Below are 16,091 nucleotides of genomic sequence, written 5' to 3'. Positions count from 1 at the left end.
GATGCAGCGCAATCCTGCGTCCTAAGGGCAGAACAGCGACTGCTGCGCCACCTACAATAGACCTTCCCTAGCGCACAGCAGGCTTTGCCCACCTCCCTATGTCGGCACCCCCCTTATCCCGCCGTTTTGTGCCGCACACCGTGCTCGAAGACATACTGGCGATACTGACCGGCACCCTGTTTGTTTCACTCGGCGTTGCGCTATTCAATCAGGCTGGCTTACTGACTGGCGGTACCGCAGGTTTAGCGTTTCTGGTGCATTACCGCACAGGGCTCAGTTTTGGTACGGTATTTTTTGTCATCAACCTGCCCTTCTACTATCTGGCCTGGAAGCGCATGGGCTGGAAATTCACCTTGAAAACCTTTTGCTCGGTGGCGCTGGTGTCGCTATTGTCTGGTCTGCATCCGCGCTTACTACATCTGCTCGACAGCAATTTGGTCACGCCATTTTATGTGGCACTGATGGGCGGATTGTTGATGGGTGTGGGGTTTATTGTGTTGTTTCGCCATCAGGCCAGTCTGGGCGGTATCAATATCCTGGCGCTGTATCTGCAACAAAGCCGGGGCATACGTGCGGGTAAGTTGCAAATGGGCGTAGATCTTTGCATCGTACTGGCTTCGCTGAGCGTGGTCACGCCAGTCGCCTTGCTGGCATCAGTGCTGGGCGCTTTCGCCTTGAATCTGGCGATCAGTCTGAATCACAGGCCGGGCCGCTATATGGCGGTATAAATCGGCGGAGTAGATTGATACTGTCAATCAGCTTCCGCATGCTGCATTGCAACAAAATCAGATTCAGAATTTTCTGGAACAAGCACTCTATTTCTGGAAAATGACAGTAAAACAAAGAAGGTTTCTGTGTAGAATTGAGCGACAACGTCGCGCATTTTGCGCAACCTCCGTACAACTCAAGGGCACAATCAGCCAGTCAGCCTGCGCATGCCACAGCGGCCAACAGCGACGACTCACGGTGTCCGGACACAGAAAGAACACGATGAATCCAGCGATGCACCCAGTCGTCATCAGCGGCACCGGCCTGTACACACCTTCCGAATCCATCTCCAACGAAGAACTGATCGCCTGCTTCAATGCCTACGTCAATCAATTCAATGCGGAACACGCGGCAGCAATCGCGGACGGCAGCGTGAAAGCACTGGAAGAATCCAGCGTCGCCTTTATCGAAAAAGCGTCCGGCATTAAATCCCGCTATGTGATGAATAAATCCGGTGTACTGGACGTGAACCGTATGGTACCGGTGCTGCCTGAGCGCAGCGATGAAGAGCCTTCCATCATGTGTGAAATGGCCGTCGCTGCGGCTACCCAGGCTTTGCAAAATGCAGGCCGCACTGCCGCTGATGTCGATGCAGTCATCTGCGCCGCATCGAATATGCAGCGCGCCTATCCGGCGATGGCAGTCGAAATCCAGAGCGCACTCGGGATTGATGGTTATGGCTATGACGTGAATGTGGCCTGCTCATCAGCCACCTTTGGTATTCAGGCGGCAGTGACTGCGATTCAGTCCGGCCAGGCCCGTGCCGTGCTGGTCGTGAATCCTGAAATAACCAGTGGCCATCTGAACTGGCGTGATCGCGACAGCCATTTTATTTTCGGCGATGCCTGTACCGCGATTCTGCTCGAACGTGCTGATCTGGCCAGCTCTGACAATCAGTTTGAAATCGTCGGTCTGAAGCTCAAAACTTCGTTCTCCAACAACATACGCAATAACTTCGGCTTTTTAAACCGCGCTGATGAAAGCGGTGTCGGCAAGTCCGATAAACTGTTCCGCCAGCAAGGCCGTAAAGTATTCAAGGATGTCTGTCCTATGGCCGCAGAAATGATTACCAGCACGGTGCAGCAATCTGGCCTGGCAATCACCGATGTGAAGCGTTTCTGGCTGCATCAGGCGAATCTGAACATGAACCTGCTGATCGCACGTCTGATCCTGGGTCGCGATGCGACTGCGGAAGAATCGCCGACTATCCTCGATACCTATGCCAATACCTCATCGGCGGGTTCTATCATCGCTTTCCACAAACACCAGGAAAATCTGGACCGTGGTCAGCTCGGTGTGATCTGCTCTTTTGGTGCTGGTTATTCCATAGGCTGCGTCGTCGTCAAAAAACGCTGATCGCAACACTTCCAGCAAAAAAAATGCCGCGAACAACATCGCGGCATTTTTACTTTCGGGCGCCCAGTAAGGCTGGCAATCCGGTTCAGACCTTTAAAGCTTGCTCCAGCAATTGATGCAATTCCTCGAAAGAAGGCTGTCCCACATAACGCTTGAGGATCACACCATCTTTGCCTATCACATAGGTGGTCGGCGTCAGCTTCACATCATTGAAAGCGCGCGCAATACCGCCATTGGTATCCAGCGCAATATGAAACGGCAGCTGACGGGTTTCCGCATAATTGATCACATAATTCGGCGGATCATAGCTCATAGCCACGCCGATGTACTCCAGACCCTGCGTATGAAAACGCTGATAGGTCTTCACCATCTCCGGCATTTCCGCGATGCAGGTAGTACAGGAAGTCGCCCAGAAATTCACCATGACCACCTTGCCACGCAGGCTTTGTGTGCTGATTTTTTCACCTTTCAGATTGGTGAAACTCACTTCAGGCATCACAGCTTTGGCGGAACCCGATTTCACCAGCACTATCCCAAGCACAGCCAGCGCAAGTACCGCGATCACGATAAAAATTTTCAATTTACGGGGAGAAGAAGGTTCCAACATAGGGTATCCGGTGTATGAATAAAACGCTAAGCAAGGCTGACTATTATACGAGTTGCGCAGATTGCGAGCTTGACTCAGAACAGTTTAGCCAGCGGCACGACAACACCTGTAAACCAGGTCCAGTTGTTAGCGGTCTGGCTCATGCCCTTAGTCACGCCAAGATCGAAACTCAGGCGCGGTGTTGGACTGTAGCTGGCTGCCAGCAGGATTTGTGATTGCGGCTTGCTTCCACGGCGCTGGGTACCTGACCATTCCCCAAGCAATTTGGTTTTATCGCTGAGACTATACGTCCAGGCCGAGGACAAGCCAGTTTGCCAGCATGAAGTACCGGGATCGCAAACACCCAGGCGCGTCGCATTGAGGTTATTGTCAACATGCCAGTCGCCCAGATCCTGGCTGTAAATACTGTTGAGGCCATAATCACGCTGACCGGAACCGAGCACAGAACCAGCCGTCGGCAATTTCACGCTGAGCTCCAGTCCGAATGCGGTTTCCTTATTCATGATAAAGGCGCGCTTGAGCACCAGGTTGGTGTCACCCACACCCTGTTCCAGCACTCCGGCTTGTGTATTGCGTATTCTGGCTTCACCGCCGAGCAATACACCCCATTGCTCTGACCAGGCCAGCTTCATCAGATACGGCAGACTTTGCCGCCGGCTATCGCTGCTGGCAGTCAGCATGCCCAGCTCCAGCTCTAATTGTCCCACTGCGGGTAACTGAGCAGAATTGGATACCGACGGCCGATACGGTGAAATCGGCTCGTCTTCAGCGACACAGACCATGGGCACAGCGGCCAGTAACAGGCTGATGACAGGGAATTGAGCATTTCTGATACGCATAGCTGGCTTTCAGTGGTTAGCGATCTGAGGTGGAGTAATGGTTTTTCCTGCCACATGGGTCGTCAGTACAATGGCCGTTGAGGTGGAACCAAACGCGTTTAATTCATTGATGATGCGCTGTAAATGTTCGACATCACTGGCCAGCACGCGCATCACACAACCATCTTCGCCAGTCACAGTATAGCAATCTATGATTTCCGGGCAGTTTGCCACATATTGGGCGTAAGGCCGTCCCTGCTGGGTAGAGACACGTATCATGGCGGTGATCTGGTAACCCAGCGCGCGTGGGTTGATATCGGCCTTGTAGCCACGTATCACGCCTGAAGCTTCCAGACGCTTGATGCGCTCAGAAACCGCAGGCTGACTTAAATGCACCTGACGGCCAATTTCCGCATGGGAAATACGCGCATCTTGTTGCAATAAAAGTAAAATTTTATGATCAAACTGATCGATCTTGGAATTCATAAGCGTTTCCGTGAAATTTCCATTGATTGCACAGGGATTCCATCATTTTACTGATGAATACCTATTCAGAGTCACAAGTGTGCTTGTTAAAGTAGAGCTTACACTAAGTTCAGCCCCGGAAAGCAGCCATGAGCCACCACATCACACCCAGCCAGATTGCAGAAATCGCCAGCACCTACCAGACCCCTTGCTGGGCCTATGACGCCAGCGTTATCCGCTCCCAGATCGCGCGTCTGAAACAGTTTGACGTGATTCGCTTTGCCCAGAAAGCCTCCAGCAATATTCACTTGTTACGCCTGATGCGCGAAGAAGGTGTGCTGGTTGATTCTGTCTCACTGGGTGAAGTGGAACGCGCACTGGCGGCTGGTTATGCACCGCTGCAAGCTGGTGATGCCGGACATGCGCCTATCGTATTTACCGCCGATCTGCTGGATCGTCAGGCTTTACGCCGCGTGGTGGAATTGAATATCCCGGTCAACTGTGGCTCACCGCAGATGCTGGAACAACTGGGGCAGGCTCATCCCGGCCATCCGGTCTGGTTAAGGATTAACCCCGGCTTTGGTCATGGTCACAGCCGCAAAACCAATACCGGCGGTGAACAAAGCAAGCATGGCATCTGGTTTGAAGAATTACCGGCAGCGCTGAGCCTGATCAGGCAATATGGTTTGCAACTGGTCGGCTTGCATATGCATATCGGTTCCGGCGTGGATTACAGCCATTTGCAAAGCGTATGCGATGCAATGATCGCTCAGGTCAAATTACTCGATTGCGATATTCAGGCGATCTCGGTCGGTGGCGGTTTATCGATACCGTATCGCGCAGGGGAAGCCATCGTCGATACCAACCACTACTTCGAATTATGGAATCAGGCCAGAATGCAGATAGAGGCACATCTGGGTCATCGCATCAGTATGGAAATCGAACCCGGCCGTTTCCTGGTCGCGCAATCTGGCTTGCTAATCGCAGAATTACGCGCACAAAAACAGGTAGGCAATAATTTCTTTGCTCTGGTGGATGCTGGCTTCAATGATCTGGCGCGTCCAGCGATGTATGGCAGCTACCATCAGATCAGCGTGCTCACAGCTCAAGGTGAGGCACGTACTAGTGAACTGCGTCCTACCGTCGTTGCGGGTCCTTTGTGTGAGTCGGGTGATGTGTTCACTCAGGAGGATGGTGGTGTTGTGACCAGCCAGGATTTGCCTGCCAGCGAAATCGGTGATTTGTTCGTGTTTCATGACACCGGTGCGTATGGTGCCTCGATGTCATCCAACTATAATTCGCGTCCACTGATACCGGAAGTACTGGTCGATGGCACACAGATACGCCAGATCCGGCGTCGCCAGACAGTACAGGAACTGATCGCGCTGGAACTTTGAGTTGCCGCTAATAGTAAGGGCGGCATGCCGAGTCAGTTGAAGTTAGCGGATATCTTCCAGGATGCCCGCTTTGCGCGCACGCAGTATCGCGTCATTCAATTGCCCGATCACGCCGTCGTCCTTGTCTGAACGAATCGCGAAATGCAGATTTTCCGTCATCAAGGGATTGGGTAAGACCGCAAGTTCCACATCATCAATTTGTGGCAAGCCCCCCTTATGCTCTTCGCGCAAAGTCTGCAAACGGTTTTCCAGCATTTTTGGATTCTTTACCGGACTGGCAAACACGGCGGCATCCATACGCTTAAACAGTAGCTTGTAAATCCGGGACAAGGGCTCCGGGCTGTCCTGTTCCAGGCGAAACAGCTTATCCTGATGCGCTTCGAAAGCCTCATTGAATTGAGCGCCGCGCGGAACACCTACACTCTTTCCCTTCAGATCATTCCAATCATGAAAAGGGAATTGAGCATCGGCGCGGGTCACAAGAAAAAAGTAACGGCTATGCACAGGCAGGGAAAAATGGAAATTTTTTTCGTTTTGCTTATTGCGCGCCATGCCGAAAATCAAACCCTCACCGTTTGCCGCTTTACTGATGGCACGACGCCATGGATAGAACACAGGCTGTAATTGCAGATTTTCACTGATCGCAGCGAAATCCAGAAAATTCTCCATCCGCGTCATCTTCGGGGCCTGGCCTTTTGCATCCATCATTTCCTGCATAAAAACCGGGACGGGCAGACGTATACCGGGTTGTGCTGTGACGTCCTGATGTAAAAATGCTACAGTCAACATGACACTGTATGGCAATACCACTTGATTCAAAAAACGGAAAAAATTACCGGGTCGCATTCTGGTTCACAAGCAGGGTTAGTCGGATGCAGACGTACCAGCTACTCGCCTGCAATATCAAGCTCTGGCGACAAGCAAAAAAAAGGTATACACAATTTACATGTCAATAAGAACTAATATATTTGCCCGATTCTGACACAGAAACATTTTTTTACGATAATTTTTTTTCAGCAACAAAAGAGTAAATGTCGCTTTTTTTTCCTATTTTTTCAGACAGTCCTGGTAAAAACGACTGACACGCGCGGCGACCAGTCGGTCATGCGTGCCAAAACCGATATGACCGGTGTCCGGCAAACGCAGCAGCTCAGCCTGCCCACCGGCTGCCTTGATGGCATCGGTAAATCGTTGTGCTTGCTGTACGGGCACAGTCACATCCTGTTCGCCATGTAGTAATAGCCAGCGCGGCCCGCCAGAACCTAAACTGAGGTTTTTCAAGTGATACAGCGGACTGGCGGCGCGATAAGCTGCTTCCGTCTCAGCGCGCTCCGGTCCCTGCCCAAACAACTGCATCAACATCCGGCGCTGGGACATGGGCCTGCTCATATCGTCCGGAGAACTGCGCCACCAGGCCAGTAAGTCAGTAGGCGCACCATGCAAAACCACGCAACGTAAAGCTGCTGTTTTTTTTGCTGAGGGCTGCACCATCGGCGTCTGGAGCGCAGTCAGCGCCAGCAAATGCGCACCCGCTGAAATACCAAAGCCAGCCAGCCGCTGAGACTGTATGCCTAAGGCCGGTGCCTGTTGCTGTACCCACTGCAGAGCGCAACGCGTGTCCTCTGCCTGCGCGGGAAACCTCGCGGCTGGAGCCAGTCTGTAATCAATGCTGAGTGAGGCCAGTCCCTGCTGACTAAGCCAGCTCTGTAATCCGTGATAATCCTCACGCGAACCACTACTCCAGCCACCGCCATGCACCACCAGTACCAGCGGTGCAGGTGCTGTTGCAGTCTCGGCTTTCGCGCCGCTGCCAGCAGCTGGCAAAAAATCAAACTGCAAACCACCACAGGCAGTAAAGGTATGCCAGGGCTGTGTTTGTGCTGCCGCCTGGCTGCTCGCCACCATCAGCGGCAAACAAGCAGCGAATTGAACGGTGACTGCAGCGCATCGTCTGGCATAGCGCCCCACACTGTATTCCGACATGAATTCCCCTGTTTGATCGCCTATGCAATTCAGCGCAACTCAGACCAAAGTAATCTCAGGCAGGCTGGCGGAACGGCTACCGGCTTGTGGTGGATTATCAGCAGCGCGGTAAGTGAACACCATAGAAAACTTCGTCTGCGCGGTATGGTTTTTGCCCGCAGCGTGGAACAAATTACTATGGAACAGCAAGACGTCGCCCTGTTGCAAAGGCACAGGCACTGCCTGCGCCAGCAAGGCCTGATTCTGTTCCACGTCACTGCGCAGGAACTGAGCGGCATCGAGCTGTTCCGGCTGCACCTTCCAGCGGTGCGAAGCTGGAATCACCAGCAGACAGCCATTCTGTATCGTCTCATTGCGCAGAGCCAGCCAGGCAGACACCAGTTCTGCACGTGCAAAGCCCCAATAGCGGCTGTCACGATGCCAGCCGGTTGCGGTTGAATACTGTGGCTGCTTGGTCATGATGCAGTTATGGTGAGCCTGCGACAGCAAAGCACCATCCCCTAATAACTGCAATAAGGGCTGACTCAGCGCAGCGCCGGTCGCCCATTCTGCCAGCAAAGGATCGCGCGCATAGGCCTGTAACAGGCGACGCGAAGTCAGCCCGCCTTCTGCATCGCGTGATGCCGGAGCACCCGGGTAACGGGTGTCTGCTTCGTACTCGACAGGCTGGCTCTGTTGCTGTACCGCCTGCTGCGCATAGGCCAATACCTGTTCACAAAAATCGGAACCCGCCAGCCCGGGTAAAATCAGATAACCCTGATCCTGAAAGGTCTGGATTTGTAGACTGCTCAACATATTCACTATCGCTTTGTAAAATACCAAGGACAGACGCAGTGGCAAGGTGTGGCAAACCTGGCTGTGCTGACGATCCAAAAGAATGCCATTGTGCCACGTACAGCAGCGGCATACCGGAACAGATCTTCTTACGCAGATCAACAACAGGACGGGTAAAACCAGGAAAATGGCGGGTTTTGCAGCGCAACAGGATTTTGCGTCATAATAAACAGCGATTTATTCGGCTGACGCGCTACATCCTATCCGGAACTAAGCCCGGCGACACCACCCCCGTCGCCCATGCAGTCCCGCAATTGCCCGGGACCTGCTTTAGTACACTTAGCGTATCGCCCTAAGACTCACCTCTCATTTAAGAAATAACAATGACTCAAGCCGCTTTAGAAAATATTAATGTCAGCGCATTCGACACCATGCCGACACCGGAAGAACTGCATGCCCGTCTGCCTTTGAGCGAACTGGCTGGCGATGTCGTAGAAAAAAGCCGCGAAACCCTGCGCGCCATCCTGGACCGCAAAGACCCGCGCCTGTTCGTGGTGGTCGGCCCCTGCTCTATCCACGATCCAGTGGCGGGTCTGGATTATGCGCGGCGCCTGAAAGCTCTGCAGGAAGAACTCAGCGACGTGATGCTGCTGGTGATGCGGGTGTATTTTGAAAAACCACGCACCACCACAGGCTGGAAAGGCTATATCAACGATCCTTATATGGATGATTCCTTCCGTGTCGATGAAGGCATGGAAAAAGCGCGCCGCTTCCTGCTCGATGTGTGCGAACTGGGCTTGCCGACAGCGACTGAAGCGCTCGATCCGATTTCTCCGCAATACCTGGGTGACCTGATCGCCTGGACCGCAATCGGCGCCCGTACTACCGAATCACAAACGCATAGAGAAATGTCGTCCGGCTTGTCGACACCGGTAGGTTTTAAAAACGGTACCGATGGTGACATCAGCATCGCGATCAATGCGATCCTGTCAGCCTCCCATCCGCATTCCTTCCTCGGCTTGAATGGTCAGGGCCGGGTAGCGATCGTGCGTACCAGCGGGAATCCTTACGGTCACGTGGTATTGCGTGGTGGCGGTGACCGTCCTAACTACGACACAGTATCGGTTGCAATGGCGCAGCAAGCTTTAGTGAAAGCCAAGCTGGCACCGAATATCGTGGTCGACTGCTCGCATGCTAACAGCTATAAGAAACCGGAATTACAGCCCCTGGTCATGGCCGATGTGGTGAACCAGATCGCCAATGGCAATCAGTCTATTGTGGGGGTGATGATAGAGTCGAATCTGGTCGCCGGTAATCAGGCTATTCCTGCCGATCTGAGCGAACTCAAGTACGGCTGTTCAGTAACGGATGGCTGCGTCGACTGGGATACCACGGTCAGCATGTTGCGCGCTGCTGCAGAACGCTTGCGTCAGAAGCAGGCTGAATAAGTCGCTGATACAAAAAAAGGCACCGGAAACCCGGTGCCTTTTTTCTTGCTCAGACCGCCAGCTGCGGCGGTCTTGGGCAACTTACTTCGCTGCTGCCGCTTTCTTTGCAGCGCCGGCAAAATCACCCGCGTAAAAGTGGGCGAAGCTGTCCGGCTTCAGGTATTTGCGGATCGCTGCATTCACCTGTTCCAAAGTCACCGCAGCCAGCTTGGCATCCATCTCCGCTTCAAACGCCATTGTACGGTTCAGGTACAGCTGTCCACGCAGGGCACCCGCCAATGCAGGGTCCTGGGCACGGCGCACATTGGTTTCCTGAGCGATGGATTTTTTCGCATCAGCCAGTTCTTCTGCCGTCACGCCATCTTTAATCAGCAAGGCAAGTTCCTCTTTCACGCCATTCTGCAATTTCTGCAGGTTTTGCGGTGCATAGATCGCATACAAGGCGACACTCGCATTGTTATCCAGTGCAGGCACGTTCAAACCACTGCCAGCGCCGTAGCTGATGCCATCCTTCTGACGCAGACGGTTGAACAGACGAGATTTGATACCACCACCCAATATCGAGTTCGCCAGACGCAGGGCTGGATAATCAGCGGCCTGATCATTCATCTGGAATGGCAAAGCTGCGAGGTAGAAGGCATTCGCCTTATCCGGTGTTTCCAGCAATTTAGCCTGACCAGCCGCATCGACATTCAGATCAGGTGCGCGGGTGAACCTGGACGGGCTCTTCCAGTCGCCCACTACAGACGCCAGTTTGGCCTTGACTGCGGCAGCATCAAAATCACCGACCAGACTGATTTCTGCTGCGCTGGCACCGTAGAAATTTTTGTAGAAGTTCTTTACGCTGTCCAGTTTGGCTGCATTGTAGGCGGCCAGTGAGTCTTCCAGATCTGCCGTGTAGCGAATATCGCCTTTCTTATACGGCGCATTGCGCAAGGCATTTAACGCACGGCTGGCAACTGCCTGAGGCTCGTTTTTCTGCGCTTCGATCGCCGCTGCATTTTCCTTCACCAGCAAGTCAAATTCTGCTTGCGGGAAAGTCGGGGCACGCAATATATCGCGGATCAGATCCATCAGGGCTGGCAGATTAGCGCGCACAGTATCAAAGCTGACAGTCAGATTCTGACCCGAGCCTTTGATATCGAGCTTGGCTTTGAGCTCACCCAGTTTAGTTTCGATCTCAGTACGGCTCAATTTGCCCGCACCGCGCAACAACATGTCAGCGGTCAGATCGGCGGGTACAGACTGACCAAACAAGGTGTTTTCATCACCAAAATGGAATACCATGCGACCATTGACGGTTTCGCCGCGGGTTTTCTTGGCCAGCAGCGCGACTTTGGCGCCATTCGCCAGCGTCAGGCGTTCGGTGCGTTTGTCGATGTTAGCCGGGCTGGCATCGAAGGTTTCACCAGCAGCGACAGTGGCACGCCCTTTATAGCCATCGACCAGTTTCGCGACATCCGGTGCGGCCGGGATTTCTGCACGGTCTGGCTGTGCTACAGGCAGGAACTGACCAAAGCTGCGGTTGTCCGGCTTCAGGTAGTTTTGCGCCACGCGCTGTATATCGGCAATCGTGAGTGCTTCGATGCGGTCACGTTCGATAAAGAACAAACGCCAGTCACCGAGGGCGATGGATTCCGACATCGCGACACACAATTTTTGTGGGTCATTGATGGTTTTTTCCAGCTGATTCAGCAGATTGGTTTTAGCAAATTTCAATTCTGCTTCGGTTACGGGTTGTTTGACCACGCCCTCCACAGTCTCGATCAAAGTCTTCTTAGCCTGCTCCATATTCTGATCTTTGGACAGGCTGGCCAGGAATACCGCATAACCAGGCTCTGCCAGTTGGAAAGCGATATTATCAACGCCCACAGCTTGCTTGGTTTCTACCAGTTGCTTATGCAGACGGCCATTTGGCGAGGAACCGATAATTTCGGTCAATGCAGAGACGGCAGCAGCATCAACGTGGCTGCCTGGTGCAGTTGGATACAGTACGGCAGCTAATTGCTGATCGCTGACACGACGTACGGTGACTTCACGTACACCATCACGCGGTGCTTCACGGGTCCAGGTAGTGGTCAGCTCGCGTTTTGGCTTGGCGATGGCACCGAAAGTTTTTTCTATCAGCGCCAGGGTTTTCTGCGCATCAAATTTACCGGCCACCATCAGCACCGCATTATCCGGCTGATAGTATTTGCGGTAAAAGGCTTGCAGATTATCGATCTTCACGCCTTCCACGTCAGAGCGTGCACCGATGGTGCTGTGACCATAATTGTGCCAGTCAAAGGTAACGGCACTGAGCTGCTTCCACAGAACGGAGAAGGGATTGTTTTCACCCATTTCCATTTCATTGCGGACGACGGAGAATTCGGTATCAAGGTCAACGCGTGCAATTTTGGAGTTGACCATGCGGTCCGCTTCCATAGTCAGCGCCCATTGCAGATTATCTTCACTGGCCGGGAAAGTTTCAAAATAATTGGTACGGTCATAGAAAGTCGTACCATTGAACTGCATACCGCGCTTACTCAATTCCTGCATGATATTGCCGCTGGTTTTCGTCCCTTTGAATACCATATGTTCAAGCAAATGGGCCATCCCTGTTTCGCCATAACTTTCATGACGCGAGCCCACCAGATAGGTCACATTGACCGTGGTGGTTGGCTTGGACGCATCGGGGGCCAGCAAGACGCGCAAGCCATTCGCGAGGCGGTATTCAGTAATGCCTTCAACCGAGGTATAAGCGGTGGCGGCAGCAACTGCTTTCGGCGCGGCAGCCATCGCTGGCATCGCGGCGGCAGTGCTAACAGCCAGAGCAACAGCAAAACAGATAGGTTTGAGTTTCATTGAGATTCCATTTCATATAAACGGTTAAATTCACTGCAAATTTCTGACGCATACGTGCATGTTCGTTTTGATGGGGACTTCAGCAAAATCATTGCGGCAAGATGCGGCGGCGATGGCAATGCGACTGCCAGCCCTGACACAACTGCAGATGCAGCAGCTCTGTTCAAGTCCCAGACATAAGACAAAACGTAGATGCAGCATAACAAATTCAACAAGAAAAGGTGGAACTGGTGACCAAAACCCGTATTCCTGCGATGAACCAGGTTTTTTTCTGAATGAAATTGTGGAAAGCGGAGATAAAAGCGTAGAAGTACAGACTGACTTCAGGGCGACAGGCACTGAGCGTAGCAGCTCAGTGCCTTCGTTTAAGGTGGGGGTTCAGATCCGGGTATCAATCAAACTTTGCGTAACTCCTGCATGCAGCTGGTATAGGCAGCGGCAATCGCATCCTGGTCAAAATGACGTCCGTTTTGAACCACCTGCCGGCCACCGACATAGACATCACGCACCAGATTGTCGTTACCGGCAAACAGCCAGCTATTGAGCACATGCTCACTCGCTAAGCCAGCCAGATTCGGATGAGTATCATCCAGCACCAGCATATCAGCGCGGTAGCCGACACTGAACTGCCCGACCGGCCGCGCGCTGGCCTGAGCACCGCCCTGCAAAGCCGCCTGCCACAGGAAATCACCAACCCGCTTTTGGGTCGCCGTGCTGGCGATATTACGACCCTGCAACCGCAAACGCTGACCATATTCCAGCCAGCGTAACTCTTCGACCGGACTCTGTGACACATGACTGTCGCTGCCTATACCGAAACGTCCACCCGCAGCCAGATACTCAGGCAGATCGAAAAATCCATCGCCCAGATTACCCTCGGTACTGGTGCAAATACCGGCCACTGCACCACTGGCAGCCACGGCGCTGACTTCCTGCGGCGTCATATGTGTCGCATGCACCAGACACCAGCGGTTGTCCAGCAGTCCGCTGTCGAGCAGATACTCAACCGGACGCCGCCTGGTCGCGGCCAGACAGGCCTGCACTTCCTTCATCTGTTCGGCGATATGGATATGCACAGGACGCTGTGCTGGCAAAGCGTTCACCAGTTCGCGGATTTGCGTCATGCTGGCTGCGCGCAGGGAGTGTGGTGCCACACCGACTTCGGTCTGTGCATCACGCTCCGGTTCCAGCGCCTGCACCAGACCGAGGATATCGTCGACACGGGTGGCAAAACGACGCTGATCCTCACGCAAAGGCTGCTCACGGAAATCAGCATAGCTGTATAACACAGGCAGCATCGTGATCCCTATGCCAGTCTGACGCGCGGCCGCGATCAGGCGCTGCGCCATTTCCGCTGGCCGTGCGTACATCGCGCCCTGAGGATCACGGTGCAGGTAATGAAATTCACAAACCCCGGTGTAGCCCTGACGCAGACATTCCGCATACAACTGGGCGGCGATGGCCTGACTTTGTTCCGGGCTGATATGCAGCGCATAGCGGTACATCAGGTCACGCCAGGTCCAGAAACTGTCCTGCGTGTCGCCAGCCATTTCGGTCATACCTGCCATCGCACGCTGAAAAGCATGCGAATGCAGATTACTCATGCCCGGAAGCAGCCACGTCACTTGCTGCTCATTCACAGCGGCGGACACACCGCTCTCTATCTGGGTCAGACTGCCGCTGGCATCCCAGTGCAGGCGTACCTGTTGCGTCCAGCCCTGAGGTAACAGCGCATGCTGTGCATATAAACTTTTCGTGGACATCATTACTCTCCTTGCGCGAATGCGATGCAGCGTGACAGTAAGGCTTGCAACACAGGTTGCACCTGCTGCGCGAGGTCTGGCCGGTAAGCATAGGGAGCTGCTTCATTCATATAAACGCACTGACTCATTTCCAGCTGAACTGCGTGGATATCACGTTCAGGCTGACCATAATGGCGGGTGATATAGCCACCTTTAAAACGGCCATTAAATACATGGCTGTATGGAGCCGCTACCGGCGTGCTGTGCAGGCTGTCTGCGAGTGCCTGTTGCAGTGCCGGGGCACAGGCTTTTTGATCTGCGGTACCAAAATTCAAATCCGGCAAACGTCCCTCAAAAAAACGTGGCACGACGGAAGCGATAGAATGCGCATCCCATAACACCACGCGCCCATGCAGCGCCAGCAAGCGCTCCAGTTCACGCTGCAATTGCTGATGGTAGGGCTGCCAGTAGTGTTGGATACGACGCTGCACTTCAGCCTGATCAGGCAACAGGTCAGGCGCATACAGCGCTTGTTTATGGAAGGTATCCACCGGGCATAAACCGGTCGTATCCTGGCCAGGATACAGGTTGGCGTTGTCAGGAGCACGGTTCAGATCGATCACATAGCGTGAATATTCGGCGACCAGCATCGATGCGCCTAAGTCCTGCGCCATGTTGTACAGCAGTGGCAAATGCCAGTCGGTATCGGCTTTTTCTGCAGCGACCGGCAGCATCTGTGCCGCCACTTCCGGTGCAATGCTGGTTCCGACGTGCGGCATGGATATTAACAAAGGGACGGTCCCGGCCTGGAAATGAAAAGCTGCTGTCATACTGTGCTCCTGCCTGTATAAATAAATGATTTGCTGATGTTCAGAACTGTAAAACGCGGCTGATACGGTCAGCGGCCGCCCGCGTCATGCTGATAAATTCCTGCTGCCGCAAGGTGCTGCGCTGTGCCGGAGCCATCAGGGTCAGGGTCGCAACTAATTGAGTTCTTCCTGCAAACACCGGTGCGCTCACACCCCACACGCCCTGATCGACTTCGTTTTCACTGGTGGCATAGCCGCGCCTGTTTATTTCAACCAGCTCCAGTTCCAGCACCTCACGCTGATCACGCCGATTGTGCTTATTTTGCTGATCGTGCTGATTTTGCTGCTCGAGAAAATTCTGATCCAGCAGACTCTGACGTAACTCCGCTGAGGAAAATGCCAGCAGGGCTTTGGCCGATGCGCCGCGCACCGTACCGTGGGCACGCCCTTTCGCGAATGAACAGCGCAAAGCCTGCTGACTTTCCTGCATATCCAGACAAACCACTTGCCCGTGCAGGTAGCACAATAAGCCCACACTTTCCCCGGAGCGCTGTACCAGCTGCCCGATTTCCTGGCTGGCCGCCTGCATCAGCCAGGAATGTTGATCAAATCCATGTGCCAGTTGCACCGCCAATGGTCCCGGCTCATACAGGCCGCTATTAGCATGTTCCTGCACCCAGCCCCACTTCTTTAAGACCAGCAAATGACGGTAAAGGGTACTCTGTGGCAAGCCTGTCAGCAGCACCAGTTCGCGCACCGGGACCGGCTGGCCCTGACGCGCGATACAGGTCAGCACCTGCAACACGCGCTCGCTGGCAGCAATAACGATGGACTCACCACTCAGAGAGTGTGAAGTAGGATCAGGGATAGACATCAAACCATGCTAACACCAGATTGGGAAAAGCAGATATGAACATTCTCACCAAATGAGAATGGCGACATAAATGAACTCGTAGCAAAACAATTCAGCCCACTATATACATCGCTATACGTATCAAAACACATTAATATTTGCATTATTAATAACAAAAAGTGGCGAATTCCATTTTATTTTTACATGTAAGCAAAAAAGTGACATGT

General features: G+C 53.3%; 14 protein-coding genes. 4 read left to right on the top strand and 10 right to left on the bottom strand.

The window, feature by feature from the left end:
• Positions 1–98 precede the first annotated feature (98 nt).
• Both H8K43_RS03980 and H8K43_RS03975 read left to right on the top strand, forming a co-directional pair.
• A complete protein-coding gene (locus H8K43_RS03980; RefSeq protein ID WP_186902667.1) occupies positions 99–728 on the top strand; it encodes a YitT family protein in 630 nt (209 codons plus the stop codon).
• 274 nt (positions 729–1,002) lie between these two features.
• On the top strand, positions 1,003–2,124 hold the full coding sequence (locus H8K43_RS03975) for a beta-ketoacyl-ACP synthase III (RefSeq protein WP_186903017.1): 1,122 nt from the start codon (positions 1,003–1,005) through the stop codon (positions 2,122–2,124).
• An 85-nt stretch (positions 2,125–2,209) separates the two neighbouring features.
• Here the strand turns inward: H8K43_RS03975 and H8K43_RS03970 are convergent, their stop codons facing one another.
• The 3 genes from H8K43_RS03970 to H8K43_RS03960 all read right to left on the bottom strand — a co-directional run bounded on the left by H8K43_RS03970 (position 2,210) and on the right by H8K43_RS03960 (position 4,035).
• Positions 2,210–2,731 (bottom strand): peroxiredoxin family protein, encoded by a 522-nt coding sequence (locus tag H8K43_RS03970; RefSeq protein ID WP_186902666.1) that lies wholly within the window; start codon positions 2,729–2,731, stop codon positions 2,210–2,212.
• A 74-nt stretch (positions 2,732–2,805) separates the two neighbouring features.
• A complete protein-coding gene (locus H8K43_RS03965; RefSeq protein ID WP_230403658.1) occupies positions 2,806–3,570 on the bottom strand; it encodes a transporter in 765 nt (254 codons plus the stop codon).
• Between the two features lie 9 nt (positions 3,571–3,579).
• Positions 3,580–4,035, bottom strand: coding sequence for an Lrp/AsnC family transcriptional regulator (locus H8K43_RS03960; protein ID WP_162021631.1), 456 nt, complete (start codon positions 4,033–4,035; stop codon positions 3,580–3,582).
• A 128-nt stretch (positions 4,036–4,163) separates the two neighbouring features.
• Between H8K43_RS03960 and lysA the strand changes: the two genes are divergently transcribed.
• Entirely contained in the window at positions 4,164–5,411 is a 1,248-nt protein-coding gene (gene lysA / locus H8K43_RS03955; protein ID WP_186902665.1) for a diaminopimelate decarboxylase, read from the top strand.
• Between the two features lie 42 nt (positions 5,412–5,453).
• Here the strand turns inward: lysA and H8K43_RS03950 are convergent, their stop codons facing one another.
• The 3 genes from H8K43_RS03950 to H8K43_RS03940 form a co-directional block, all read right to left on the bottom strand.
• Complete coding sequence (locus H8K43_RS03950; RefSeq protein ID WP_186902664.1) at positions 5,454–6,200, bottom strand: substrate-binding periplasmic protein; 747 nt, start codon at positions 6,198–6,200, stop codon at positions 5,454–5,456.
• Between the two features lie 258 nt (positions 6,201–6,458).
• Complete coding sequence (locus tag H8K43_RS03945; protein ID WP_186902663.1) at positions 6,459–7,394, bottom strand: alpha/beta hydrolase; 936 nt, start codon at positions 7,392–7,394, stop codon at positions 6,459–6,461.
• A gap of 39 nt (positions 7,395–7,433) precedes the next feature.
• Complete coding sequence (locus H8K43_RS03940) at positions 7,434–8,267, bottom strand: phytanoyl-CoA dioxygenase family protein (protein ID WP_230403656.1); 834 nt, start codon at positions 8,265–8,267, stop codon at positions 7,434–7,436.
• Positions 8,268–8,551: 284 nt separating this feature from the next.
• Here H8K43_RS03940 and H8K43_RS03935 point away from each other — a divergent pair, with 284 nt between their 5' ends.
• Positions 8,552–9,616 (top strand): 3-deoxy-7-phosphoheptulonate synthase, encoded by a 1,065-nt coding sequence (locus H8K43_RS03935; RefSeq protein WP_186902662.1) that lies wholly within the window; start codon positions 8,552–8,554, stop codon positions 9,614–9,616.
• Positions 9,617–9,697: 81 nt separating this feature from the next.
• On the opposite strand, the gene H8K43_RS03930 is transcribed toward H8K43_RS03935, so the two are convergent.
• From H8K43_RS03930 to H8K43_RS03915, 4 genes are all read right to left on the bottom strand, one after another.
• Complete coding sequence (locus H8K43_RS03930) at positions 9,698–12,460, bottom strand: M16 family metallopeptidase (protein WP_186902661.1); 2,763 nt, start codon at positions 12,458–12,460, stop codon at positions 9,698–9,700.
• Positions 12,461–12,855: 395 nt separating this feature from the next.
• Positions 12,856–14,223 carry a formimidoylglutamate deiminase gene (locus H8K43_RS03925; RefSeq protein ID WP_186903014.1) on the bottom strand — a complete coding sequence of 456 codons (1,368 nt, stop codon included), beginning with the start codon at positions 14,221–14,223 and terminating at the stop codon, positions 12,856–12,858.
• Positions 14,224–14,225: 2 nt separating this feature from the next.
• Positions 14,226–15,032 (bottom strand): N-formylglutamate deformylase, encoded by an 807-nt coding sequence (gene hutG, locus H8K43_RS03920; RefSeq protein WP_186902660.1) that lies wholly within the window; start codon positions 15,030–15,032, stop codon positions 14,226–14,228.
• A gap of 40 nt (positions 15,033–15,072) precedes the next feature.
• Positions 15,073–15,885 carry an IclR family transcriptional regulator gene (locus H8K43_RS03915; protein WP_186902659.1) on the bottom strand — a complete coding sequence of 271 codons (813 nt, stop codon included), beginning with the start codon at positions 15,883–15,885 and terminating at the stop codon, positions 15,073–15,075.
• Positions 15,886–16,091: the final 206 nt, after the last annotated feature.

Origin of the sequence: Cognatundibacterium curvum (genome assembly GCF_014284235.1) — a bacterium.
Classification (GTDB): domain Bacteria; phylum Pseudomonadota; class Gammaproteobacteria; order Burkholderiales; family Burkholderiaceae_D; genus Undibacterium; species Undibacterium curvum.
This window is presented reverse-complemented; position numbering and strand designations above follow the sequence as displayed.

Excerpts from the sequence above, each read along its gene's own strand:
- H8K43_RS03935 (WP_186902662.1), top strand. The coding sequence starts at position 8,552 with ATGACTCAAGCCGCTTTAGAAAATATTAATGTCAGCGCATTCGACACC.
- hutG (WP_186902660.1), bottom strand. The coding sequence starts at position 15,032 with ATGACAGCAGCTTTTCATTTCCAGGCCGGGACCGTCCCTTTGTTAATA.
- H8K43_RS03930 (WP_186902661.1), bottom strand. The coding sequence starts at position 12,460 with ATGAAACTCAAACCTATCTGTTTTGCTGTTGCTCTGGCTGTTAGCACT.
- H8K43_RS03915 (WP_186902659.1), bottom strand. The coding sequence starts at position 15,885 with ATGTCTATCCCTGATCCTACTTCACACTCTCTGAGTGGTGAGTCCATC.
- H8K43_RS03950 (WP_186902664.1), bottom strand. The coding sequence starts at position 6,200 with ATGTTGACTGTAGCATTTTTACATCAGGACGTCACAGCACAACCCGGT.
- H8K43_RS03980 (WP_186902667.1), top strand. The coding sequence starts at position 99 with ATGTCGGCACCCCCCTTATCCCGCCGTTTTGTGCCGCACACCGTGCTC.
- H8K43_RS03970 (WP_186902666.1), bottom strand. The coding sequence starts at position 2,731 with ATGTTGGAACCTTCTTCTCCCCGTAAATTGAAAATTTTTATCGTGATC.
- H8K43_RS03965 (WP_230403658.1), bottom strand. The coding sequence starts at position 3,570 with ATGCGTATCAGAAATGCTCAATTCCCTGTCATCAGCCTGTTACTGGCC.
- lysA (WP_186902665.1), top strand. The coding sequence starts at position 4,164 with ATGAGCCACCACATCACACCCAGCCAGATTGCAGAAATCGCCAGCACC.
- H8K43_RS03925 (WP_186903014.1), bottom strand. The coding sequence starts at position 14,223 with ATGTCCACGAAAAGTTTATATGCACAGCATGCGCTGTTACCTCAGGGC.
- H8K43_RS03975 (WP_186903017.1), top strand. The coding sequence starts at position 1,003 with ATGCACCCAGTCGTCATCAGCGGCACCGGCCTGTACACACCTTCCGAA.
- H8K43_RS03945 (WP_186902663.1), bottom strand. The coding sequence starts at position 7,394 with ATGTCGGAATACAGTGTGGGGCGCTATGCCAGACGATGCGCTGCAGTC.
- H8K43_RS03960 (WP_162021631.1), bottom strand. The coding sequence starts at position 4,035 with ATGAATTCCAAGATCGATCAGTTTGATCATAAAATTTTACTTTTATTG.